Annotated in this window: 22 protein-coding genes; 12 read left to right on the top strand and 10 right to left on the bottom strand. The window is 64.2% G+C overall.

Features of this window, described 5'->3' with window-relative positions; translation table 11 throughout:
* Positions 1–45: 45 nt before the first annotated feature.
* The 3 genes from JMJ54_RS00735 to JMJ54_RS00725 are packed head-to-tail and all read left to right on the top strand — an operon-like array spanning position 46 to position 3,497.
* Positions 46–783 carry a response regulator gene (locus JMJ54_RS00735; RefSeq protein ID WP_203536039.1) on the top strand — a complete coding sequence of 246 codons (738 nt, stop codon included), beginning with the start codon at positions 46–48 and terminating at the stop codon, positions 781–783.
* Positions 764–2,245: an ATP-binding protein gene (locus JMJ54_RS00730; RefSeq protein ID WP_203536038.1), complete on the top strand. Its 1,482-nt coding sequence runs from the start codon at positions 764–766 to the stop codon at positions 2,243–2,245. Before JMJ54_RS00735 ends, JMJ54_RS00730 begins: the two co-directional genes overlap by 20 nt.
* Positions 2,246–2,249: 4 nt before the next feature.
* Positions 2,250–3,497 carry an ABC transporter substrate-binding protein gene (locus JMJ54_RS00725; RefSeq protein ID WP_203536037.1) on the top strand — a complete coding sequence of 416 codons (1,248 nt, stop codon included), beginning with the start codon at positions 2,250–2,252 and terminating at the stop codon, positions 3,495–3,497.
* Between the two features lie 3 nt (positions 3,498–3,500).
* Here JMJ54_RS00725 and agaF read toward each other — a convergent pair whose 3' ends face one another.
* From agaF to agaB, 4 genes are all read right to left on the bottom strand, one after another.
* Positions 3,501–3,944 (bottom strand): PTS galactosamine/N-acetylgalactosamine transporter subunit IIA, encoded by a 444-nt coding sequence (gene agaF, locus JMJ54_RS00720; protein ID WP_203536036.1) that lies wholly within the window; start codon positions 3,942–3,944, stop codon positions 3,501–3,503.
* 95 nt (positions 3,945–4,039) lie between these two features.
* The gene (agaD, locus tag JMJ54_RS00715) at positions 4,040–4,855 is read right to left on the bottom strand and encodes a PTS galactosamine transporter subunit IID (RefSeq protein ID WP_203536035.1); all 816 of its coding nucleotides are present in this window, start codon (positions 4,853–4,855) and stop codon (positions 4,040–4,042) included.
* Positions 4,845–5,639 carry a PTS galactosamine transporter subunit IIC gene (gene agaC, locus JMJ54_RS00710; protein WP_203536034.1) on the bottom strand — a complete coding sequence of 265 codons (795 nt, stop codon included), beginning with the start codon at positions 5,637–5,639 and terminating at the stop codon, positions 4,845–4,847. Before agaC ends, agaD begins: the two co-directional genes overlap by 11 nt.
* A gap of 11 nt (positions 5,640–5,650) precedes the next feature.
* On the bottom strand, positions 5,651–6,124 hold the full coding sequence (gene agaB, locus JMJ54_RS00705; protein WP_203536033.1) for a PTS galactosamine transporter subunit IIB: 474 nt from the start codon (positions 6,122–6,124) through the stop codon (positions 5,651–5,653).
* Positions 6,125–6,364: 240 nt separating this feature from the next.
* Between agaB and JMJ54_RS00700 the strand changes: the two genes are divergently transcribed.
* A complete protein-coding gene (locus JMJ54_RS00700; protein ID WP_203536032.1) occupies positions 6,365–7,111 on the top strand; it encodes a 6-phosphogluconolactonase in 747 nt (248 codons plus the stop codon).
* 74 nt (positions 7,112–7,185) lie between these two features.
* Here JMJ54_RS00700 and acnB read toward each other — a convergent pair whose 3' ends face one another.
* Positions 7,186–9,771, bottom strand: coding sequence for a bifunctional aconitate hydratase 2/2-methylisocitrate dehydratase (gene acnB, locus JMJ54_RS00695; RefSeq protein ID WP_203536031.1), 2,586 nt, complete (start codon positions 9,769–9,771; stop codon positions 7,186–7,188).
* A 201-nt stretch (positions 9,772–9,972) separates the two neighbouring features.
* On the opposite strand from acnB, the gene JMJ54_RS00690 reads away from it, so the two are divergent.
* Entirely contained in the window at positions 9,973–10,893 is a 921-nt protein-coding gene (locus JMJ54_RS00690) for a transcriptional regulator GcvA (protein ID WP_203536030.1), read from the top strand.
* Positions 10,890–11,219, top strand: coding sequence for a hypothetical protein (locus JMJ54_RS00685; protein WP_203536029.1), 330 nt, complete (start codon positions 10,890–10,892; stop codon positions 11,217–11,219). Before JMJ54_RS00690 ends, JMJ54_RS00685 begins: the two co-directional genes overlap by 4 nt.
* On the opposite strand, the gene JMJ54_RS00680 is transcribed toward JMJ54_RS00685, so the two are convergent.
* The gene (locus JMJ54_RS00680) at positions 11,207–12,394 is read right to left on the bottom strand and encodes a BamA/TamA family outer membrane protein (RefSeq protein WP_203536028.1); all 1,188 of its coding nucleotides are present in this window, start codon (positions 12,392–12,394) and stop codon (positions 11,207–11,209) included. The two genes, JMJ54_RS00685 and JMJ54_RS00680, sit on opposite strands and share 13 nt — an antisense overlap.
* A 298-nt stretch (positions 12,395–12,692) precedes the next feature.
* Here JMJ54_RS00680 and JMJ54_RS00675 point away from each other — a divergent pair, with 298 nt between their 5' ends.
* Positions 12,693–15,521 carry an aconitate hydratase gene (locus JMJ54_RS00675; protein ID WP_203536027.1) on the top strand — a complete coding sequence of 943 codons (2,829 nt, stop codon included), beginning with the start codon at positions 12,693–12,695 and terminating at the stop codon, positions 15,519–15,521.
* Between the two features lie 11 nt (positions 15,522–15,532).
* Here JMJ54_RS00675 and JMJ54_RS00670 read toward each other — a convergent pair whose 3' ends face one another.
* Positions 15,533–16,357 carry a DMT family transporter gene (locus JMJ54_RS00670; protein ID WP_203536026.1) on the bottom strand — a complete coding sequence of 275 codons (825 nt, stop codon included), beginning with the start codon at positions 16,355–16,357 and terminating at the stop codon, positions 15,533–15,535.
* A gap of 523 nt (positions 16,358–16,880) precedes the next feature.
* Here JMJ54_RS00670 and JMJ54_RS00665 point away from each other — a divergent pair.
* The gene (locus tag JMJ54_RS00665; protein ID WP_203536025.1) at positions 16,881–17,972 is read left to right on the top strand and encodes a PQQ-dependent sugar dehydrogenase; all 1,092 of its coding nucleotides are present in this window, start codon (positions 16,881–16,883) and stop codon (positions 17,970–17,972) included.
* Between the two features lie 67 nt (positions 17,973–18,039).
* Here JMJ54_RS00665 and JMJ54_RS00660 read toward each other — a convergent pair whose 3' ends face one another.
* Positions 18,040–18,501 (bottom strand): cupin domain-containing protein, encoded by a 462-nt coding sequence (locus JMJ54_RS00660; protein WP_203536024.1) that lies wholly within the window; start codon positions 18,499–18,501, stop codon positions 18,040–18,042.
* 205 nt (positions 18,502–18,706) lie between these two features.
* On the opposite strand from JMJ54_RS00660, the gene JMJ54_RS00655 reads away from it, so the two are divergent.
* The 3 genes from JMJ54_RS00655 to JMJ54_RS00645 all read left to right on the top strand — a co-directional run bounded on the left by JMJ54_RS00655 (position 18,707) and on the right by JMJ54_RS00645 (position 20,292).
* Positions 18,707–19,174, top strand: coding sequence for a VOC family protein (locus JMJ54_RS00655; RefSeq protein ID WP_203536023.1), 468 nt, complete (start codon positions 18,707–18,709; stop codon positions 19,172–19,174).
* 50 nt (positions 19,175–19,224) lie between these two features.
* The gene (locus JMJ54_RS00650) at positions 19,225–19,527 is read left to right on the top strand and encodes a GIY-YIG nuclease family protein (RefSeq protein ID WP_203536022.1); all 303 of its coding nucleotides are present in this window, start codon (positions 19,225–19,227) and stop codon (positions 19,525–19,527) included.
* A 63-nt stretch (positions 19,528–19,590) separates the two neighbouring features.
* Entirely contained in the window at positions 19,591–20,292 is a 702-nt protein-coding gene (locus tag JMJ54_RS00645; RefSeq protein ID WP_203536021.1) for a ceramidase domain-containing protein, read from the top strand.
* Here JMJ54_RS00645 and JMJ54_RS00640 read toward each other — a convergent pair.
* Positions 20,256–20,726, bottom strand: a complete 471-nt coding sequence (locus JMJ54_RS00640; RefSeq protein ID WP_203536020.1) for a WbuC family cupin fold metalloprotein — start codon at positions 20,724–20,726, stop codon at positions 20,256–20,258. The two genes, JMJ54_RS00645 and JMJ54_RS00640, sit on opposite strands and share 37 nt — an antisense overlap.
* 104 nt (positions 20,727–20,830) lie before the next feature.
* Complete coding sequence (locus JMJ54_RS00635) at positions 20,831–22,177, bottom strand: DUF1214 domain-containing protein (protein WP_203536019.1); 1,347 nt, start codon at positions 22,175–22,177, stop codon at positions 20,831–20,833.
* Positions 22,178–22,466: 289 nt separating this feature from the next.
* On the opposite strand from JMJ54_RS00635, the gene JMJ54_RS00630 reads away from it, so the two are divergent.
* Positions 22,467–23,690 carry an MFS transporter gene (locus JMJ54_RS00630; protein WP_203536018.1) on the top strand — a complete coding sequence of 408 codons (1,224 nt, stop codon included), beginning with the start codon at positions 22,467–22,469 and terminating at the stop codon, positions 23,688–23,690.
* The last annotated feature ends 12 nt before the right edge of the window (positions 23,691–23,702 follow it).

Here is a 23,702-nt window from a genome sequence, read left to right as displayed (position 1 = left end):
AATCCCCGATTGCGCCCCCACCCCGGGATCGCCGCATAATCGGGCATGGACCTGCAAGCGCCCCACGCCGCCAAGGCGGCAAACATCCTGCTGATCGACGATGACGCCGAAATCCGGGAACTGCTGACCGAATATCTGGGCCGGGCCGGATTCGGCGTCCGTGCGCTGCCGGATGGCAGCACGCTGATGTCGGTGCTCAAGCGCGACGTCATCGATCTGGTGGTGCTCGACATCATGCTCCCCGGTCACGACGGGTTCACCCTGTGCCGGATGATCCGCCAGTTTTCGACCGTACCGATCATCATGCTCACGGCAGCTTCGGACGAAGCCGACAAGGTCATCGGGCTCGAATTCGGTGCCGACGATTACATGGCCAAGCCTTTCAGTGCCCGCGAGCTGCTGGCGCGGATCAAGGCACTGTTGCGGCGCAACCAGATGGTGCAGACCCCGGTCGCCGGCGCCGAACCGCGCTACCTGGTGTTCGGCGACTGGAAGCTCGACGTGCTGCGGCGCGAACTGCTGCATGCCGACGGCAGTGTCGAGGCCATTTCCGGCACCGAATACGCCCTGCTGTCCCTGTTCCTGCGCCACGCGCACGAAGTGCTCGACCGGGACGCGATTTCCGAAATCACCCGGCACCGTGAAAACAACCCGCTCGACCGCGGCGTCGACGTGCAGGTCAGCCGGCTGCGCCAGCGCCTGCGTGACGGACAGCGCGAACTGGTACGCGCGGTGCGCAATCAGGGCTACATGCTCTGTGCCGATGTCCGGCGCGAATACTGAAATTCCGTCGCTGGCGGACGAGCGCGGCGGCAGATGGCGACGATTGTCGCGGCTCTATCCGCGTTCGCTGTTCGGCCGCGTCTGGTGCATGCTGGTGGCCGCCCTGCTGTTGGCCGAACTCGTGGCCGGCGCGCTCTGGTACTACCAGTACCGCTCGCGCATCGATGCCGGGCTGGAAAGCTCGATCCGCGGCATGACGCAGGGCGTGATCGCTACGGTCAACTTCATGAGTGCCTTGCCACGCAACTATCGCCAGCTGGTGCTGGCGCAACAGCGCGAGCTGGGCGGATCGCAGTTTTTCGTCTCGATCAACAACCGCGAACTGAAGCAGACGCCACTGCCGCCCAGCCGGGCCGGGCAGAAGATCGTCGATATCGCAACGCGCGAGCTGACGCTGCATTTGCGTGACGATCAGGCCGTGAGCGTGGCGCTGACGCGGGCCAACCAGCTTCGCGTCTTCAACGCCGGCGTGCTAATGGCCGACCTTCCTCCGGGCTGGAGCCGCTTCTCGCTGCCGATACTGCGTCCGGACGCGCCGATTCTGGTGCTGCAGTTGCAGATCAACCCGCAGGAATGGCTGTTTCTGGCCGCGCCGCTCCCGCCACCGTACGACGCGCTCGACGTGCCATTCTTCACGCCAAGGCAGTTCTGGTTCACCGTCTTCGGCATGCTGTTGGTGCTGCTGTTCACCTGGCCGTTGCTGCGGCGCGAACTCAAGCCGATCGAAGCGCTGGCAGGCGCCGCCGAGGCGCTGGACTCGCGCCTGGAAGTGCCGCCACTGCAGGAAGCCGGCAGTGCCGAGTTCGTCGCGGCAACACGGGCATTCAACCGGATGCAGACGCGGCTGCGGGCCTACCTCCACAACCGCGAGATGCTGTTCACGGCGATCAGCCACGACCTGAAAACGCCGATCACCCGGCTGCGGCTGCGTGCGGAAATGCTCGATGACGAAGTGCAGCAGCGCAAGTTCGAGGCCGACCTCAAGGACCTGGAGCTGATGGTGAAAGGCGCACTGCAGAGCATGAAGGACACCGACATCCACGAGAACATCGAAAGGATCGACGTGATGCAGCTGCTGGCACAGATGATCGAAGCCTACGGCGAACGGATTACCCTGCAAGGCCGGGTGGCACCGATCCGGGGCCGGCCGCTGGCGATCCGCCGCTGCATCGGCAACCTGATCGACAACGGCCTCAAGTACGGCAACCACGTCACGCTGACGCTCGACGATCAGGTCGACCGGATCACGCTCTTCATCGGCGATGACGGTCCGGGCCTGCCGGAACGGCTGCTGGAAAAAGTCTTCGAACCGTATTTCCGCGTCCACACCGATCAGGGCGGCACCGGGCTGGGACTGGCGATTGCGCGCAGCATTGCCCGCAGCCACGGCGGCGAACTGGTGCTGCGCAACGACCCGCAGGGCGGCCTGATGGCAACGCTGGTGCTGCTGCGCAATGGCTGAAACGATGAAAAAACTGATCGCAAGCTGCCTGATCGCGCTGAGCCTGCCGGTGCAGGCCGGACCGGCCGGACAGATTGAGGTGCTGCATTACTGGACCCTGCCGAGCGAAATCGCCTCGCTGAGCCTGCTCAAGTCCGAACTGGCCAAACACGGCCAGCGCTGGAAGGACTTCGTCGTGCCCGGCGGCGGCGGCGAGAGCGCCTACGTGGTGCTGCAGGCCCGGGCCATCGCCGGCGACCCACCGGTGGCGGCGCTGATGGAAGGGCCGATCATCCAGGAGTGGGCGTCGCTGGGCTTTCTGGCCTCGCCCTACCCGCCGGCGCGCGAGAAACAGTGGGACGCGGTGTTGCCGGCAGCGGTGCGCGATGCGGTCAAGTACAAGGGACGCTACGTGGCGCTGCCGACCGACGTACACCGGATCAACTGGATGCTGGTGAATCCGGCGCCGTTCGATGCGCTGAAGCTGCCGGTGCCGGCCAGCTGGGACGATTTCTTCAAGGTTGCGCCCAAGCTCAAGACGGGCGGCTACATTCCGCTGTCGCTCGGCAAGCTCGACTGGCAGGAAACGACACTGTTCGAGAACCTGTTGCTGGGCCTGACCGACGGCGCGTTCTACCGCAAGGTTTTCGTCGAACAGAACAGCGCGGCCATCAACAGCGCACGGATGGTGATGGTGCTCGAGCGCTTCCGCCAGTTGCGCGAGTATGTCTCACCGGGCGCCGGCGGCACCGGCAAGTCGCCCGAACTGGCCGCACTGCGCAACGGCCGTGCGGCGATGTTCATCATGGGCGACTGGGCCAAGGCCGATCTGGTGCTGCAGGGCATGGCGCCGGGCAAAACGCTGCGCTGCCTGCCGGCACCGGGCACCGACGGCTACTTCATCTACGGTCTGGACAGTTTCGCGCTGTTCCGCGCCGCCGAGGGCGAGAACGCGGCGCAGGCGGCGTTTGCCGATGTGCTGATGGATCCGAAGCTGCAGTCGGAACTCGCCCGCCGCAAGGGGGCGATTCCGCCTCGCACCGATGCCAGCCTCGGCGGCTTCGACAGCTGCGGCATCGCCGCGGCCAACGCCTTCCGCGACGCCGAAAAACGCGGTCGCCTGCTGCCGAGCATGGCACATTCGATGGCCACCTCGCAGCAGGCGCGCGAAGTGTTCTTCCGGGTGCTCAGCTACTACTTCAACCACCCGGAACAAAGCAGCCAGCAGGCGGCGAGACAGATCGACGCCGCCCTGCGGGCGCTGCGCTCCTGAACCTTAAAGCCCGTCGCCCTGCGCACTGGCGCGAGCCTGCTGACGGGCAAGACGCTCGCGCAGGCTGGCGACGCCGGCGTGGGCGGCGTCCTGCGCACGCTCGACAAAGTCGCTGACACCGGCAATCTCGTCACGTTCGAGCGCGACTTCGGCAAACATCGCCATATTGCTGCCGGCGATCACGTCGCAGGCTTGCGATTGCGCCAGTGCGATCTGCGATGCGAGCTTGAACGGCGAGCCGCCAAGCAGGTCGGTCAGGAAAACGAGACCGGTGTCGGCCGGCAGGCCGGCAACGGCGGCATTCAGCGCGGCTTCGAGCTCGGCAGTACCCAGCTCGGGCGGAAAGTCGACGGCAACGGCCTGCACCTGCCGGCCGAACACCTGCTCGACCGCGCCAAGCAGACCCGAGGCAAACCGGCCGTGACCGGTGACGATGATGCTGATCATGGGAATTCCTTCGGGGTTGCGGAAAAAAAGCGGCGGTTACGGGAACCGCCGCCTCCGGCGCGGCGGGAGGGAGACCGGCCGGAGAAAACGGAGCGTCAGAGGATGCCGAGCCAGGACAGTGCGATCGAGAGCACGAAGGTGATCAGGATCAGCATGACCGGGTGCACCTGCTTTTTCTTCAGCAGGTAGAACATCAGCATCACGTAGCCCATCGGCAGCAGGTTGGGGAAGACCTTGTCGAAAAAGTCCTTCTGCAGGCCGACACTATGGGTGGCGTCGATCGCGAAGCTGGCGATAACATTGATGTGCACGTAGGACGCAATCAGCCCGCCGATCACGGTCACCCCGAGGATGGTCGCCGACTTGGCGATCATCGTTGAGCCGTCCTTGATCTTGTCGATCGCCTTGACCCCGAGCGAGTAGCCCATGTGGGTCCAGCCGACGCGCATGAAGAACACCGCGAGGTAGACGAGGAAGAAAATCAGCGGTCCGAGCACGTTGCCCTGGATCGCGAACGACGCGCAGACACCGGCAATGATAGGCAACAGCGTGAACCAGAAGATTGCATCGCCGATGCCGGCAATCGGCCCGAACAGCGCAACCTTCAGGCCCTTGATCAGCGCCCTGTCTTCCTTCTTCTGCTCGAGCGAGATCAGCAGGCCCATCAGGAAACCGACGAGGTTCGGGTGGGTGTTGATGAACTCGAGGCTGTCCTTGTTGGCGGCTTTCAGGCCTTCCGGATCGTCGCGGTAGATCTTTTTCAGCAGCGGTTGCATCGCCGTGGTGAAACCGACCGACTGCATCCGTTCATAGTTGAAGCCGGCCTGCAGCATCGACGAGCGGAACGCGAGCTTCGTGATGTCGCCCTTGGTGATTTCGGCTTCAGGCGTGGTGGTGTGTTCAGATGCCATTGCTGTAGTCCTCCTTGGGCGCTTCGGTGGCGGCTGCCGGCGCGGATTCCGGCTTGCTGTTGAAGTAGACGAACAGGGCAAAGGCCGCGCCCATCACGGCAACCGGCAGCAGGTTCTGGATCTGCACGTAGCAGACGAACAGGAAGCCGGCGAGCAGATACGGCACGTACTGCATCTTCAGCATCACCCGCAGCAGCAGGCCGAAACCGACAGCGGGCAGGATGCCGCCGGCGACTTCAAAGCCGTGGCTCAGCCAGGCCGGCATCGACTTCACCAGCGCCTGCATTGCGCCCTGTGCCGAGTACGCACACAGGAACACCACCAGTGCGTAGGTGCAGGCGACGATCAGCGTCATCAGCAGGCTCATCCGCCCCAGCCCGGCCGTGTTGTTCTCGCTGACGTAACGCTCGACCTTGGGCATGAACATCGAAAAGGCCGAGTAATAGAACAGGATGATGTACTGCATCAGCAGGCTGAACGGCAGCCCGAGGCCGATGGCGGTCTTCGGGTCGACGCCGGCGCTGTGCGCAATCACTGTGGTCATGATCCCGGCAAGGATCGGGTTCGGTGGCTGCACCCCGCCGGCCGGGGTCAGCCCGGCGAAGGCCAGCTCGGTCAGGCCGCCGGTGATCAGGCCGATCTGCAGGTCGCCGAGAATGGCGCCGGTGATCGTGCAGACGATGATCGGCCGGAACAGGAACAGCGCTTCAAGCCAGAAGTCGATGCCGAAGATGAAGGCAACCCCCGCCAGCATCAGCCCCTGCATCAGTGTGATTTCATGCATGACCGTCTCCCTTACTGGATGGTGTCCTTGGTGTCCCCGGGCGTGTCCTGGATGAACACGTTGATGCCGCCCGCCTTGAGTGCGCGCAGGTCGGCGAGGTCGGCGTCGTCGACGTAGACCTTCTTGGAGAGCGGCCGCTTGCCTTCGGAGAAGTGCATGTTGCCGACGTTGACGTCACGGATCGGCACGCCGCCGTCGACCAGCTTGCGCACCGTCGCCGGGCTGCGGCAGATCAGGAAGATCTGCTGCGCCGGCGAGGCCTTGTGGATCACGGCAATGGTCTTCTCGACCGTGAAGAAACGGATGCCGACGCCGACCTGTTCGGCGGTGATGGCCATCAGCTTCTGCTGCATCTCGTCGGCAGCGGTGACGTCGTCGACGACGACGAGCAGGTTGGCGCCGAGCGCGGTGGTCCACGTCACACCGACCTGGCCGTGAACCAGCCGGTTGTCGATGCGGGTGAGCAGGATATTGGGTGCGGTCATCTTGGACTCCTTCTGGTCGCCGTCCCTCGTTGGGGCGCTGAAAACGAGTCTAAGAAGCCGGCCGCGGCCGAAGGCTACATCTCATTGAGCATTTGTCGCGCAGCCGCAATTCGGGTCTGGATATGTTTCAGCACTGAAACAAAACACGGCAAACGTTGCAGTACCGGCGGGATTTGATACCGAGCGCGCGCCGCGGGCGCGCTAGCCTGACGGACATCGATGACCACAGGAAGCCGAGCCATGCAAACCCATGTCCTCCCCAACCCGAATGCGCTGGCCGATGCCGTCGCCGGCCTGATTGCAGACTGCGTCCGGGACAAGCCCGCCTCGGTGCTATGCCTGGCAGGCGGTGATACCCCGCGCGCCGCTTATGCGCGGCTGGTGGAAATGCAGCGCGCTGGCGAGGTTGATCTGTCGCAAGTCATCTATGTCGGCCTCGACGAATGGGTCGGCCTGCCCGCCGACTATCCGGGCAGCTGTCGCGCCTTCATGCAGGAAACCGTATTCGGCCCGCTGGCCGTACCACCCGAGCGCATCGTGTTCTACGACGCCATGGCTGACGACCTGCAGGCCGAATGCCGCCGGGTCGACGCCTTCCTGTCCGCACGCGGACCGCTGGATCTGGTCCTGCTCGGCATGGGCATGAATGGTCACCTTGGCATGAACGAGCCGGGGTGCACCTTGGACAGCGGCAGCATCGTGACCGAGCTCGATCCGGTGACCGTCAGCGTCGGCCAGAAGTACTTCGGCACGCAGCAACCGGTGCTGAAGCAGGGCATCACGCTGGGTATCGGCAGCATCATGCAGGCACACTTAGCGGTACTGATGGTCAGCGGCGGGAAAAAAGCGGCAACCGTTGCCGGAGCCTTGCAAGGCGACATCGGCAACCGGCTGCCCGCCAGCCTGCTGCGCACACACGGCAATGCGATCGCGATGCTCGACGCAGATGCTGCGCAGCAACTGGATCTGACCCGCCCCCTGCCCTGACCCTTCGAAGGTTCGGCAAACAAAAAACCCGCCGATCACTCGGCGGGTTTTTTGATCTGCGCTAATCGCGATGATCAGACAGTGGCCTTGTCGGCTTCGGCCTGATAGCTGTCGATCTGGTTGAAGTTCAGGTAGCGGTATACTTCCTGCGCCTTCGCATCGATCACGCCAATGTCGGCCATGTATTCGGCCACGGTCGGAATGCGACCCAGACGCGATGCAATCGCCGCAAGCTCGGCCGAGCTCAGGAACACATTGGTGTTCTTGCCCAGACGGTTCGGGAAGTTGCGGGTCGAGGTCGAAACCACGGTCGCGCCTTCACGCACTTGCGCCTGGTTACCCATGCACAGCGAGCAGCCCGGCATTTCGGTACGCGCGCCAGCGCTGCCGAAGGTGCCGTAGTAGCCTTCTTCGGTCAGTTGCTGTGCGTCCATCTTGGTCGGCGGTGCGATCCACAGCTTGACCGGGATGTCGCGCTTGCCTTCCAGCAGCTTGCCGGCGGCACGGAAGTGGCCGATGTTGGTCATGCACGAACCGATGAACACTTCGTCGATCTTGGTGCCGGCGACTTCGCTCAGCACCTTCACGTCGTCCGGGTCGTTCGGGCAGGCCAGGATCGGTTCCTTGACGTCGGCGAGATCGATTTCGATCACGGCGGCGTATTCGGCATCGGCATCCGGCTCGATCAGGTTCGGGTTGGCCAGCCACGCTTCCATGGCCTTCACGCGACGTGACAGCGTCTTGGCATCGCCGTAACCGTTGGTGATCATCGACTTCAGCAGCACGATGTTCGAGTTCAGGTACTCGATGATCGGCGCCTTGTCGAGGCGCACCGAGCAACCGGCGGCCGAACGCTCGGCCGACGCGTCGGTCAGTTCGAACGCTTGTTCGACCTTCAGGTTCGGCAGGCCTTCGATTTCGAGGATGCGGCCCGAGAAGATGTTCTTCTTGCCGGCCTTGGCCACGGTCAGCAGACCGGCCTTGATCGCGTACAGCGGGATCGCGTTGACGAGGTCACGCAGGGTGATGCCCGGCTGCAGTTCGCCCTTGAAGCGGACCAGCACCGATTCCGGCATGTCCAGCGGCATCACGCCAGTGGCGGCACCGAAGGCGACCAGACCGGAGCCGGCCGGGAACGAGATGCCGATCGGGAAACGGGTGTGCGAGTCACCGCCGGTGCCGACGGTATCCGGCAGCAGCATGCGGTTGAGCCAGCTGTGGATCACGCCGTCGCCCGGACGCAGCGACACGCCGCCACGGTTGCGGATGAACTCCGGCAGTTCGTGGTGGGTCTTGACGTCGACCGGCTTCGGATAAGCTGCAGTGTGGCAGAACGACTGCATCACGAGGTCAGCCGAGAAGCCGAGGCAAGCCAGATCCTTCAGCTCGTCGCGGGTCATCGGGCCGGTGGTGTCTTGCGAGCCGACCGAGGTCATGCGCGGTTCGCAGTAGGTACCCGGACGGACGCCCTGACCTTCCGGCAGACCGACGGCACGGCCGACCATCTTCTGTGCCTGGGTGAAGCCCTTGGTCGATTCGGCCGGTGCCTGTGGCAGGCGGAACAGCGTCGAGGCAGGCAGACCCAGCGATTCACGTGCCTTGGCGGTCAGGCCACGGCCGATGATCAGGTTGATCCGGCCGCCGGCGCGCACTTCGTCGAACAGCACGTCGGACTTGACCTTGAATTCGGAAACGGTCTCGCCGTTCTTGATGACCTTGCCTTCGTACGGGCGCAGTTCGATCACGTCGCCCATGTTCAGCTGGGTGACATCGACTTCGATCGGCAGCGCGCCCGAGTCTTCCTGCGTGTTGAAGAAGATCGGGGCGATCTTGCCGCCGAGGCAGTAACCGCCGAAGCGCTTGTTCGGTACGAACGGGATGTCTTCACCGGTCCACCACAGCACCGAGTTGGTTGCCGACTTGCGGCTCGAACCGGTACCGACCACGTCACCGACGTAGGCAACGGCGTGGCCCTTGGCAGCGAGGTCCTGCAGGAACTTGATCGGGCCGCGCTTGCCGTCCTCTTCCGGCGTGATGCCGTCACGGGTGTTCTTCAGCATCGCCAGTGCGTGCAGCGGGATATCCGGGCGCGACCATGCATCCGGGGCCGGCGACAGGTCGTCGGTGTTGGTTTCGCCGGTGACCTTGAATACGGTCAGCGTCACGGCTTGCGGCACTTCCGGACGGCTGGTGAACCACTCGGCATCGGCCCAGCTCTGGATCACGGCCTTGGCGTTGGCATTGCCTGCGTCGGCCAGTTCCTTCACGTCGTGGAAGTAGTCGAACATCAGCAGGGTTTTCTTCAGGCCTTCGGCCGCCACGGTGCCGACTTCGGCATCGCCCAGCAGATCGATCATCGGCTTGATGTTGAAGCCGCCAAGCATCGTGCCGAGCAGCTCGACCGCCTTGGCACGGCTGATCAGCTTACAGGTGTCCTTGCCCTGCGCGACGGCGGCGAGGAAGGCAGCCTTGACCTTGGCCGCATCGTCCACACCCGGCGGGACGCGGTTGGTGATCAGGTCCAGCAGGAACTCTTCCTCGCCTGCCGGCGGATTCTGCAGCAGCGCAACGAGGTCGGCGACCTGCTGGGCGGTGAGTGCGAGCGGCGGGATGCCAAGGGCGGCGCGCTCTGCAACGTGCTGGCGATAAGCTTCAAGCATGGGGTGACCTTTGCGATAGCGTTTATGTAGCGGACTGTGTCCGTATCGACTCCATTCGATGACCGCCACGGCAGGCGGCCATCTCGGTTCAGCGCTGGCGACGCGCCAACGCAAACCGGGGATTTGGAAGCGAGAGTAACGCGATGGCGCAGCCGACACAAACGAGTAATCGCCACATGGACTGTGAGATATACTCACATCATGAGCCAGACCCTGCCCCCGCTGAACGCCCTGCGCATTTTCGAAGCCGCCGCCCGGCTGGAAAGCTTTTCCGCCGCCGCCAACGAGCTGTTCGTCACCCATGGTGCTGTGAGCAAGCAGATCAAGCAACTGGAAGAATGGCTGTCGGTGCAGCTGTTCGAACGCGCCGGCGGTCGGGTCAAGCTGACCGACGCGGGCTGGCGCTATCTGGTACAGGTGCAGGACGGTTTCGACATCATCGCCAATGCCACGCAACAGTTGATGCAGCCGAACCGCCAGCGTCGGCTGGTGATCAACTCGACGCCGACACTGGCGATGTACTGGCTGCTGCCGCATCTGGCGCAATTCCAGCGCGAACACCCGGACGTCGAACTGCGGCTGATGACCTCGGATCGCGACATCAGCCGGCTCGATGCACCCTTCGATGTCGCCATCCGCCGCGGCCCCGGCGACTGGCCCGGCTATGTCAGCAAGCCTTTCCTCGACGAATGGGAGTTGCCATTGTGCAGCCCGGCGCTGCTCAACCGGCTGCCGATCAACACCCCCGCCGATCTGGCCGGCCACACGCTGTTGTATGCCGACACCCGGCCGACTGCCTGGCAGCGCTGGTTCACGCTGGCCGGCGTGCCCGACCTCAAACCTGCCGCCACGCAACAGTTCGACCACTTTTATCTGGCTCTGCAGGCGGCCATGGACGGACTCGGCGTCACGCTCGGCCCACTGCCGATGATGCAGGCCGAGCTTGAAAACGGCAGCCTGATCGCCCCGCTGCCCGCCCCGATCGTCCCGGTGCGCGGCTACTGCTGGATTGCACCGCGCAGCGCCATGAACGACCCGAGCATCGCGGCCTTCTGCCAATGGCTCGAACGTTCGGCAGAGGGACTCAAAGGCAGCAACTCCAGCAGCAGCGGGCGCAAATGAAGCGCCCGACATGGAGCCGGATGGGCATTGTGGTCGCCGGACTCGCATTCGGCTACTGCTTCTACGGGTTCGGGTTTTTCGTACTGGCGGTCGGCCACATGAACCCGAGGCCGCCGCGCTATTTTTACGAGCTTTCGATCGCGTTCCAGTTCATTCCTCTACTGGGCAGCGCACTTGGCTGGCTGTGCTGGCTGTTCACCTACGCGCGCAAGGGTTTGTGGCTGGCCATTCTTGCAGCAGCATGGGTCGCGCTGAGCATTCCTGCGCTTCAGGCCGCACTCCCGTACCTGCCACCGGGGCCGCGCAGCGTCGCTCAGAACGCGTAGCCCATTTTCAGGTAAAGGCCCGAGTTGTCGTCCTTGCCGACTGCGTATTCGAGGTTGGCGACCAGCCCGGCTTCGGGCTTGAGCAGGTATTGCACGCCCACACCGCCACTCGGAAAGCGATTGTCACCCTCCGAACACGAGCGCGAGCTGCCGTCCGGACCGTCGCCGTACAGACAGGCAATACCGGCGAAGGCGGTCGCGGTCCAGCGCTCGTTGATCCGCAAGCGCTCCTCAAGCTCGATCGACGACATGTTCTGCGCCAGGTATTCACCCTGGGTGTAGCCACGAAGCCGTATCGTCGACAGCGCGCCGGTTGGCGCGTTGTGCGAAAACTGGTTGCGCTGGCGCAGCGCGAACACATTGCCGTTGTCGTGGGTGACGAAATAGCGGAAATCGACGCGGTAGACATCGAAGTCCTGCTCGCCGCCCAGCGCTTCGCGATACGCCATATTGTTGATGCCGAGATACCAGCCCTTGCCCGGCTTGTATTCACTGTCGCGCGAGTCGTGCACGAGCACCGCACCAAGACCGCCCGACGTGAAGCCGGTAACGCCGGTTTCGCGCATGGCTTCATTGGTTTCGGCGGTCTTGCCGCTCAGGTCGTAATCCGAGTAGACCGCTTGCGCGCCAAGAAACCAGTCGCCATGCACCCGGTAAAGATAGCGTCCGAAGATGCCGCGATAACGGTCCTCGGTTTCGGCCGGCTCGCCGGTCCCGAGATAGTTTTCGTACTCGTTGTTGATATTGCCCAGGAAGGAATAAACGTTGAGCCGCTGCCGGTCTTCGTCGAATGACGTTTTGGCAAACAGGGCCGCAACCAGCGAATCCGACGTGGTGTATTTGGCTGATGCGCCGAACATCGAAGGACGTGAACGCTCGTCTAACCTGGTCACATAAGCGGCCAGCACGCCGGCCGCGGTGTCGAGTTTCGGGCTGGACGAAAACTGCGGCATCAACAGCCACGGTGAATGCGCAGGCGCAGCGGCCGCAACGGCACTGGCCCCGGCCGATGACACCTGAACGGCAGATGCGGCGGAGGCAGCAAGGGGCATTGCGGCTGGCGCACTGGCGGCTTCCCGGGCGACGGATTGCGCCTCGTCGGCGTGCGCGGTCAGGCTGGCTGCAACAAAAACCAGTGCAGGCCATCTAAATCTAAAGTGTACGAATCTTGTCATGGTGCGATCGGGCCAGGACGAAACCGGCCATCGCAGAGCGGAACTCGGAAGGCGGATATACGAAACGAGGCCCGACATGAACCTCCGGTGAGTTGGTATGCCGGCGGCCGGAGCCTTCGAGGCATCACGGCCGGCAAAAGGATCGGCAGCTTAGGTTTTATCGGTTGTATAAAGCAACGAAATTAGTAAGGAACCCCTGGATGCCCGGCGCCGGGCGCGAGCCATGCGACCACCCGGGCACTGTTGATTTTTCCTGCCTGCTCAGTAACTTGGGCAAGGCCGGCACCGGAGCCGCAAAATGGCACACCCCTTCGCCACCGCTCGCACGCCCTTTCCCTTTGCATCGGGTCAGTCACTCGATTACTACAGCCTGCCCGCGCTCGAAACCGCCGGCGTCGGCCCGGTCTCCCGGTTACCGGTGTCGATCCGCCTGGTGCTCGAATCGGTATTGCGCAACTGCGACGGCAAGAAAGTCACCGAGGCGCACGTGCGGCAGCTGGCGAACTGGCAGCCACGCGGAGAACGGGTCGACGAGATTCCGTTCATCGTCGCCCGTGTGGTGCTGCAGGATTTCACCGGCGTGCCGCTGCTGGCCGATCTGGCCGCGATGCGCAGCGCCGTCGAACAGCTCGGCCAATCGCCGGCCCTGATCGAGCCGCTGGTTCCGGTCGACCTCGTCGTCGATCACTCGGTGCAAGTCGACGTGTTCGGCCGGCCCGATGCGCTGCAGCGGAACATGGCGCTCGAATTCACCCGCAACCGCGAGCGCTACCAGTTCATGAAATGGGGGATGCAGGCGTTCGATACGTTCAAGGTCGTGCCACCCGGCATCGGCATCGTCCATCAGGTCAATCTCGAATACCTGTTCCGTGGCGTGCAGCTGCGTAACGGTGTCGTCTTCCCGGATACGCTGGTCGGCACCGACAGTCACACGACAATGATCAATGCGGTCGGTGTCGTCGGCTGGGGCGTCGGCGGGATCGAGGCGGAAGCCGGCATGCTCGGCCAGCCGGTGTATTTCCTGACGCCGGATGTCGTCGGCGTCGAACTCAAGGGCGCACTGCGCGAAGGCGTCACGGCAACCGACCTCGTACTGACGGTGACCGAGCTGCTGCGACGCGAAAAAGTCGTCGGCAAGTTCGTCGAATTCTTCGGCGACGGCACCGCCAGCCTGGCGGTGCCGGACCGCGCGACCATCGCCAACATGGCGCCCGAGTACGGCGCAACGATGGGTTTCTTTCCGGTCGACGAGCAGACCCTCGCGTACTTGCGCGGCACCGGCCGGCTTGATCACGAAATCGAAGCGTTCGAGGCCTACTTCAGGGCGCAGCAACTGTTCGGCATCCCCAAGGCCGGCGACATCGATTACACCCGCACCCTGACACTGGATCTGGCAAGCATCGTCCCCAGTCTGGCCGGCCCGAAGCGGCCGCAAGACCGGATTGCGCTGCCTGCGATGCGATCGACCTTCGAAACGCTGTTTTCGCAACCGGCGGCGGAGAACGGTTTCGGCAAGCCGGCGGACGAACTGCAGCGGCGCTATCCGGTCGGGCACGCCGCCAGTTGCAACACCGTCGACAGCCAGCGTTTCGATCATGCTGGCGCCCCGCGCAACGTCGTCGAGATGGCCGACAACCGTCCTTCGCCCAGCCATAACGATGATCGCCACGATAGCGGCATCGACCTTGGCCATGGCGACGTGCTGATTGCGGCCATCACCAGCTGCACCAATACCTCGAACCCCGGCGTGCTGCTCGCCGCCGGCCTGCTGGCGCGCAAGGCCGTTGCCCACGGCTTGCGCGTCAAGCCACACATCAAGACCAGCCTGGCCCCGGGATCGCGCGTCGTGACCGAGTACCTCGACAGAACCGGCCTGCTGGCGCCGTTGGCGCAACTGGGTTTCGCTCTGGTCGGCTATGGCTGCACGACCTGTATCGGCAACTCGGGCGATCTGACGCCCGAACTCAACGCGGCGATCGCCGAGCACGACGTGATTGCAGCGGCAGTACTCTCGGGCAACCGCAACTTCGAGGCGCGCATCCACCCGAACATCCGCGCCAACTACTTGGCCAGCCCGCCACTGGTCGTCGCCTATGCGCTGGCCGGGCGAGTGACAATCGATCTCGATACCGAGCCGCTCGGCACCGGGCTTGAAGGTGATCCGGTCTACCTGCGCGACATCTGGCCCACGAGCGACGACATTGCCGCACTGCTGCCGGCCGCGCTCGACCCGGCCGTCTTCCGCCGCCTGTATGCGGATTTCACCAAAGACCTCGATCTCTGGAACGCGATTCCGGCCCCCACCGGCGAGGTCTATTCATGGCCGGCATCGAGCTATATCGCACGGCCGCCGTTTTTCGACGGCTTCACGCCGCAACCGGCCCCAGTGGCCAGCATCAGCGGTGCCAGAGCGTTGCTGATCCTGGGTGATTCGGTCACCACCGACCACATCAGCCCCGCCGGTGCGTTTGGCGAGAGCACCCCGGCCGGCCAGTACCTGCTGACCCGTGGCGTACAGCGCGCCGACTTCAACAGCTATGGCAGCCGCCGGGGCAATCACGACATCATGATTCGCGGCACCTTTGCCAACGTGCGGATCAGGAACCTGATGCTGCCACCCAAGGCGGACGGCACGCGGACTGAAGGCGGCTTCACACTCTACGACGGCCAGCAGATGAGCGTTTTCGATGCAGCGCAAGCCTGGCAGGCCAAGGGGACGCCAACCGTGGTCATCGCCGGCGAAGAGTATGGCACCGGATCCAGCCGCGACTGGGCGGCCAAGGGGACGCAATTGCTCGGCGTGAAGGCGGTGATAGCACGCAGTTTCGAGCGTATCCACCGCAGTAATCTCGTCGGCATGGGGGTTCTGCCCCTGCAGTTCATCGGCAGCGAGAGTGCGACAACGCTGCAACTGCGCGGCGGCGAAACCTTCGACATCCTCGGCGTCGACGACGCACTGAAACCGCAGCAGGACCTGACGCTGCGCATCACCGGCGCGGACGGCTCGGTTCGAGACATCAGCGTGCGCTGCCGGATCGATACGCCGATCGAGGTCGACTACTACCGGCACGGCGGCATCCTGCCCTACGTGCTGCGCGAACTGCTGTCGTCGGCGGCAACGGCCTGAGCAGGCGCAGATCAGTGCTTGCGCAGCACCAGCGCGATACCGCCGAGAATTGCCGCCGCCGCGAACAGCATGCGCGGCGACAGCGGCTCGCCAAGCAGCAGAACGCCAGCCGCAGCCACGATGACCGGCACGCTCAGTTGCACCGTCGCTGCACCGGTCGCGCTCAGCCCGCGCAGCGCCGCATACCAGATGGCATAGCCGCACCCCGAGGTCAGCGCACCTGACAGCACGGCGTAGATCACGCCGTCGACGGGCAGTCGGACCAGCGGGAAAAACGGCAATACAAGCAGGGTCAGCGGTGCACTGCGGATGAAGTTGCCGGCCGTTTCGCCCAAGGGATCGGCAGCGCCACGCCCCCGCAAGGAATACACACCCCAGGCGACACCGGCTCCGGCCATCAGCACCGCGCCCAGCGGCGACGGCGCGGACAGCCCCGGCAGCAGCAGAACGACCAGACCTGCCATTGCAACGATGAAGCCCAGCCATTGGGTGGGATTCATTCGCTCGCCCCGCCGCAGGCCGGCGCCGACCATCGTTGCCTGCACCGCGGCAAACAACAGCAAGGCCCCGGTCGCGGCGCTGAGGTGCAGGTACGCAAACGAGAACATGCCTGCATACGCCAACAGGCTGAGTGCCGAGCACCAGCCCCCGCCGATCGCACTGCCGCGCAGGCGGACGATCGCCCACAGCGCCATCGCGCCGGCGACGAGACGGATTGACGTGAGGCTCGCCGCATCGATCGGCGTGGTTTTCAATGCCAGACGGCACAGGATCGAGTTGCCGGCAAACGCCAGCATGGCCAGTGCAGTCAGCGCGAAAGCGCGTCCGTTTGTCATTGGCAGTGCAACCTCCTGCAGATGAAGCCCCCTGCCCGTGCGCAACGGAAGCACCGGGACGGATGCAGAACCTGGCTGGGAAATGGAAAACGCTTTCGAGGCGACCGCACGCAGGAGCGACAGGCACACCGCTACCCCTTCAACGTTAGTCACGCGGGCGAAACGCCCCTGATGCAAACCGGTTTCGCTGCGATGGATGGACTCGCCGGCGTGCCGTCGCAAACGGTGCTGACGCAAATTTCGTCTGCACCGACTGGAACGACCTCCCGTCCTGCCGATCGAAACCGGATCACTGGCCGAGCCCGGACCTCCGGAGCGGGCCGGCCCCACCAGTTTGATCGTCACGGGGGAGGCTCCCTGCATGAACCCACGACCAGCCACGGCGCCCCTCGGCGCAAGCGCGCGAAACCGGACATTACGACGGAGGTGGTCCGGGCTTCAAGCACCGTGGCGAGCCATTCAAGCCACTGCCACCGGGTCACGCCAGTGCGGGCAACTGCTGTTCCTGCTGCTGACGTGCCTGATGTTCATCAGCCCCAGCCGGGCCGCAGTGCCGGTCAGCATCAACGACAACTGGGTGACGACAACCGTAGCGCAAGGCCTTGCTCACCCGTGGGGGCTGGCGTTCCTGCCCGATGGCCGGATGCTGGTTACCGAACGGCCGGGACGACTGCGCATCGTATCTCCGGGCGGCGCCCTGTCTGCACCAGTGCCCGGCGTCCCCGACGTTTTCGCATCCGGTCAGGGCGGCCTGCTCGATGTCGCGCTCGATCCGAAATTCGCGACCAACCGGCGCGTTTATCTGAGTTACGCAGAAGCGGACAGCAATGGCCGGGCCGGGACGGCGGTTGCACGTGCCGAGCTGGTCGAAACCGGTGGCAAGCCCGGCCTCACCGCGCTACAGGTGATTTTCCGGCAACAGCCCAAGGTCGAAGGCGGCGCCCATTTCGGCTCACGACTGGTTTTTGCCCGTGACGGCACGCTGTTCGTGACACTGGGCGAGCGCTATCAACGCGACCGGGCGCAGGATCTCGGCACGCATCTGGGCAAGGTTGTGCGGATCAATACCGATGGCAGCATACCGGCCGGCAATCCGTTTTCGGGGCGTCAGGGCGCGCGGCCGGAAATCTGGAGCTACGGTCACCGCAACCCGCAGGGTGCGGCGATCAATCCGGCCAGCGGCAGGCTGTGGACCGTCGAGCACGGTGCACGCGGCGGCGACGAAATCAACATCCCGCTGGCCGGCGCCAACTACGGCTGGCCAGTGATCACCTACGGGCGCGACTACACCGGCTTCAAGATTGGCGAAGGCACGGCCAAAGCGGGCATGCAGCAGCCCGTTTACTACTGGGATCCGTCCATCGCCCCGTCGGGCATGGCGTTCTATGCCGGCGACCGCTATCCGGGGTGGCGCGGCAGCCTGTTCGTCGGTGCACTGAAGGACACGATGCTGGTGAGACTGACGCTGTCGGGCGAGCAGGTTGTCGCCGAGGAGCGCTTGCTGCAGCAGGAAAAACGCCGCATCCGCGACGTACGCCAAGGCCCGGACGGCTGGCTTTACCTGTTGACGGACGAGGACGACGGCCAGATCCTTCGACTACAGCCGAAGCGTTGAGCCTCGACACTCGCGCCGACGGCGCCGCGGCCGGAGCTGTACCGGCCGCAGCGCCACTCAGTGCTGCCTACTTGCCAGCCGGATTGTCAGCCGGATTGATGTAGTGGATATCGAACGGGCCTTCGCCGCTCGCCTGCACCACCGCCCGCGTTTTGGCGAATGCGTAGTGATGCACGTTCGCCGGCAGGTAATGAAAACCGCCCGCCTTCAGTTCATGGGCCCTGGTCTTGTCCAGCTTGTCACCGAGACCGAGGTAGAACTCGCCCGAGATCACCGTCAGGCTCTCGGCCTGCGAGTGCCAGTGCGCCGGAATTTTGTAACCGGCAGGCGCGCTCAGCCGGATCGTGAACGGTCCCGGTTTGCCGGGGTCACCGTGCAATACCGCCACCTTGGCGCCTTTGGGCAGATCAGGTGGCGCCTTTTCCCACTTGATCTGTCCGGGATTGGTAAACGTGACATCGTCGTCGGCCAGCAGCGGCGGTGCGATCAGGGCGACAGTGGTCGCCAGTGCCATGCAGTACGATTTCATGGCGCCTCCTTGTTGACGACATGGAAAAACCGGATGGCCGCGTACGGCCATCTGATTCAACGGTAGCCGGATCGCACGCGCCATCCACGGACAATCCCGCGCACCCAACGACGGGCGGACGATTGTCCGGTGCTGCGCCGGTTTTTCCGAGCTTTCGGGCCGCCGGAGGGCTAGGCTGGGATGTTGCCCACCAGCCGGAATTGCCATGAGCCAGCCTGTTTCCCCCATCCCTTCCGACTACACCGCCGTCACCCCCTACCTGATCGTCCGGGACGCAAACGCGGCCATCGCCTTCTATCAAACCGTGTTCGGCGCGATCGAAACCATGCGCATCGACGGCCCGGACGGCAAGATCGGCCACGCCGAGCTGCGCATCAACGGCCAGCCACTGATGCTGGCGAGCGAACACCCCGAGTACCAGGCGCTCAGCCCGCAAACCATTGGCGGCTCGCCGGTCGGCCTGCTGGTCTATGTCGAGGATGCCGATGCAACCGCCGCGCTGGCTGTCGTGCACGGCGCAACCTTGAGCCGCCCGGTTGCAGACCAGTTTTACGGCGACCGTAGCGGCACCCTCGTCGACCCGTTCGGCCACCACTGGTATGTCTCGTCACGACGTGAAGCACTGTCGATCGACGAGATTCAGGCGCGCGCCGCAGCGGCCGGCGATTGCTGAGCGATGGCGAAGGGTAGAATCCCCTTCCCGCCAACCGTTGCCGCCACGCCATGCCCTGGTACGTTTATCTGATCGAATGCACCAACGGCAGCCTTTACACCGGCATCAGCAATGACGTTGCCGCGCGCTTTCGCGCTCATCTCAGCGGCAAGGGCGCGCGCTATACCCGCGCCAACCCGCCCAGGCGGCTCATGGCGGTCATTGCGCAGGCTGACCGCGCCAGTGCCAGCCGGGCCGAACATGCCATCAAGCAATTGTCGGCACCGCAGAAGCGCGCACTCTGTGCCGAGCACCCGGTGCCGGCCGAGCTGATTGCCGAACTTCACACCGCTGCCGCGACGAGCGATCGTTAGACGCAGCCCGCCAGTGGCCGTACTGCAACATCGGTCCGCTACGATGGTTCATCGGATGACTTCGTGCGAAGCAAGATGAGCTATCTGGACCAGTACTGCGAACGTGTCGGCAGCGGCCTGCTGGCCGAGCCGGCCAACCTGTTCAGCAACGCCGCCTTCATTCTTGCCGCATGGCTGGTCTGGCGCGTCGGGCGGCAACGCGGCCTCGGCCTGCGCCACGGTGGCGACCTGCTGTCGCTGCCCGTTCTCATCGCCAGCACCGGCATCGGCAGCGCGCTCTGGCACGCCTTTGCGACGCCGTGGGCACTGTGGCTCGACGTCGTGCCCATCCTGCTGTTCATCAACGTTTACCTGATCGTCGTGCTTCGACGCGGGCTGGGCTGGCGCTGGCCGGCGGTGATCGCTGGCTGGATCGTGTTCCAGCTCGTCAATCAGGGTGTCGCCCTGCTGTTGCCGCCGACGACCCTCAACGGGTCGGTGTTCTACCTGCCGACGGGGCTCTGCCTCGTCCTGCTGGCATGGGCGCACCGGCGGCATGCGCCGGCAATGGCACGGGCGCTCTGGCAAGGCGTCGCGATCTTCGGCGTGTCGCTGACGCTGCGCAGCATCGACAACGTGCTCTGCACGGCATGGCCGTCGGGGACCCACTTTGCCTGGCATGTGCTCAACGCCTGGCTGCTTGGCCGGCTGGCCCTCGCACTACTTGCGCAGGCCAGCGACGCCGGACATCAGGCCAGCCGTTCGCCGACCTGCGCCGACGCGTAGCGCCGCATCAGCGTTTGCATCGCAGGTTCGCCTTCGGCCGGTGACCATGCGGTGTAATCCTCGGCGGCAATCGCCGTGTACGGGCCGTGCTTGACCTCGAAAATCACGCCACCTTCATCGAGCGACAGCACGGCATGCCAGACGCCCGCCGGTGTTTCCACGACCGCAGCACCTTCACCGAGCACGGCGCGGTCGATTACATTGCCGGCGTCATCGAAATGCAGCACGACAAAGCGGCCACGCAAGGGGTAAAGCAGCTCCCAGGTATGCGGATGGCGATGTGGCCGGACGTAGGTATCGGGCTCCATGGCGATGGCCAGGCGCTGGATCGGATCCCCCAGTTCGGGATGCAGGTTGTGGTTGGCGCGGCGGCGCGGCGATTGCGCGGCCTGCGATGCCAGTGCATCCAGCGTGACCGTGTCGATCTGCTTCATCATTTCATCCCGGCGGCAAAAGCCGCGAGCATGCCGCAAAGCAAGCGCGGCGACCAGCAGGCCGCCGCCCTGTCACCCGGACTCGCCGGGCATTGCCACGTCGATCAGTCGGTGGCCACGCGCTGGTCATAACCGGCGGTGCGCGCCTGCAGCTGCTGCTGACGCTCGGCCGGCGTCACCGTGCGCGTTCCTGCCGGCAGGTAATACGGCAGATCGGCCAGCTTGAGCAGCTTCGTCGAAATCGCCGGCCCACCGGTCGCCGGCGTCGACGCAGGCAGTTTCTGCCAGCGCGGCATCAGCGTGCCTTCGTGCAGGCCGGCGGTTTCGACCCAGTTGAACACGCCCGGATCACGCGGCGACACCACGAAGGTGTAGCTGCCGTCGGCATCGGCCACGGCCTGGACATTGTTCAGGCTGACCTGACGACGATCCGGGTCGACACTCACCGTCCACGGGTCGGTCACCGGCAGAACGAAGTAGCCCGCCCCGCCGGTATTGACCTTCACCAGCAAGGCCTCGTCATCAGCCAAACGAAAATGGCCGAAGGTGCTGGCCTGCGTCACCAGCGTCCCCAGCGTCGCCGATGAACTCGGTTGTGGTAGCGTATTGACCGGGTTGGCATAGGTTTTCACGCCCAATGTGCCGATTGCATACGCCACCGTCGATTCGTTCAGATTGGTACGCGCATCGGCAACGATGTCCGCATCGCCACGAACCGGGCGCGACGGCGTGTCGAGCCGGGTCACGCTCAGCGCGTCGGCGGCTTCAGCCGTCCAGTCGCCCAGATTGTTGCGCACGAACAGCTGTCTGGCATCGGCCGTCGACTGGATGTGGTTGACCCGGCCGTTGGCCGGCTGGTTGTCGATGGTGATCGTATAGCTGCCATCGGCGGCCACGACCAGATCCTGGCCGTCCAGTACCGCGATACTTTGCTGGTAGTTCGGATTGCTGATCAGCGAAAAGGTCACGTCGGTCGGGCCCGCACCGCGACGCTGGCCGCGAATCACGTAACGCGAATCGCCATTGATCGGGATGGTCCGGTAAATGTTGTCCGGATTGTCGAACGAATAGCGCCCGCCCGGCACCTTGAGGCCGAACCAGTCGCGCGGCGGCGCATTCAGCCAGTAGATTTTCGGGTACAGCGGATCATTGTTCACCGCCTTCTGGATGGCGCTGAACACCAGCTCGTCAATCGCGTGATTGAGGCTCGCCGACGCTTCGCTGCTGATCGGCGCGCCATGCGCGGCCGAATACGCAGCGGCCAGCTGGCCCCGCTGCAGCAGGAACAGGTTGTTTTTCTTGATCTGGATTGCCTTGGCATCGAGCGCCTGCTGCTCGGGGGTGGCCAGTACCGAAGCGGCACTGGTCAGGCCGGCGAGCATCAGTCCGGCGATCAAGGTCAGTGTTTTTGCGGCCTTGTTGCTGCGCGTTTGATTCGAGCGAAACGACATTGCATTCCTCCTTGTTTGTAAATGCGAAACAAGGATAGGCATCCGGCAGATATAACAATAAAGAATGAATACTGTCGTCAATATAAGAAAGTGTCGGTATTCATGTCAGCCACGAAAGAATGAGACGTAGCGCATTCGAAGACACGCCCGAACCACCCCGCAATCCGGCGCCCGGCGTGTTTGTCCCACCTTGTCCAATCAGCCGGCCGAACGATTGAAATGGTAATCGTTCATCGCGCATTCCAGCGTCATCGGTCAAACTGCAAAGTTACCCCTCCGATACGCCCCCATGAACGCGCAGCCCATTTCCCGACTCACCTGGCGAACGATGCTGTTCCCGATTTCGCTGGTGCTGTTCGAGTTCTCGACCTACGTTGCCAACGACATGATCCTGCCGGGCATGCTGCAGGTCGTGCACGAGTTCAACGCCCCCTCGTCGCTGGTGCCCACCGCGCTGGCCGCCTATCTCGCCGGTGGTGCAGCGCTGCAGTGGTTGCTCGGACCGCTGTCGGACCGGATCGGACGACGGCCGTTGATGCTGTTCGGTGTTGCCGCGTTCATCGTGCTGTTGCTGCTGACGCTGCCGACCAGCTCGATCGGCCAGTTCATGGTGCTGCGGTTCTTTCAGGGAATGGGGCTGTGCTTCGTCACCGCAATCGGATACGCCTCGATCCAGGAAGCGTTTACCGAAACCGCCGCAGTGAAGGTCATGGCGCTGATGGCCAATGTCGCCCTGCTGGCACCACTGGTCGGCCCCGTTGCCGGTGCGGCGCTGATCGAAGTCGCACCGTGGCGGACGATTTTCGTCCTGATCGCCATCACCACCTCGATCTCGCTGCTCGGACTGTGGCGCACCATGCCCGAAACGGCCAAGCTGCGCGGCACCCCGTTCAACGTACGCAGCATCGCCGGCGACTATCGCAAGGTATTCACCAACCGTCGTTTCGTCTGCGGGGCGCTGGCCATCGGCGCGGCCAGCCTGCCCTTGCTGACGTGGATTGGCCAGGCGCCCGTCATCCTGATGGAGCGCGCGCAGATGACGCCGCTGGCTTATGGCCTCTGGCAGATTCCGATCTTCGCAGCCCTGATCGCCGGGAATCTCACGCTGGCGAGAATGGCCGACCGTGTGCCCATCACCCGGATGATCAAGTTCGGCCTCGCACCGGTCATGGCCGGGCTGACGCTGGCGGCCATCGCCATGCTGATCGATCACACTGCTGTGGCCTGGCTCGTTGCCGGCATCAGTCTCTGCGCTTTCGGCGCAGGCCTTGCCAACGCCGCGCTGTACCGGCTGACGCTGTTTTCGAGCCAAGTGAGCAAGGGTACCGTGGCGGCATCGCTGGGCATGATCACAATGTTGCTGTTCACCATCGGGATCGAAATCGTGCGCTGGGGCTATGCCGGTGGCGGCAACGTCTGGTTTGCCTGCGCCAATTTCGTCGTCGGCATTGGTTTCTGCCTGCTGGTGCACCGTTTTCTTTCCGGCGACGACACCCCGGCCGCCGGCACGTAAAATCGCGGCTTT

This window comes from Jeongeupia naejangsanensis (assembly GCF_016865585.1).
In the GTDB taxonomy this organism is placed as follows: domain Bacteria; phylum Pseudomonadota; class Gammaproteobacteria; order Burkholderiales; family Chitinibacteraceae; genus Jeongeupia; species Jeongeupia naejangsanensis.
This window is presented reverse-complemented; position numbering and strand designations above follow the sequence as displayed.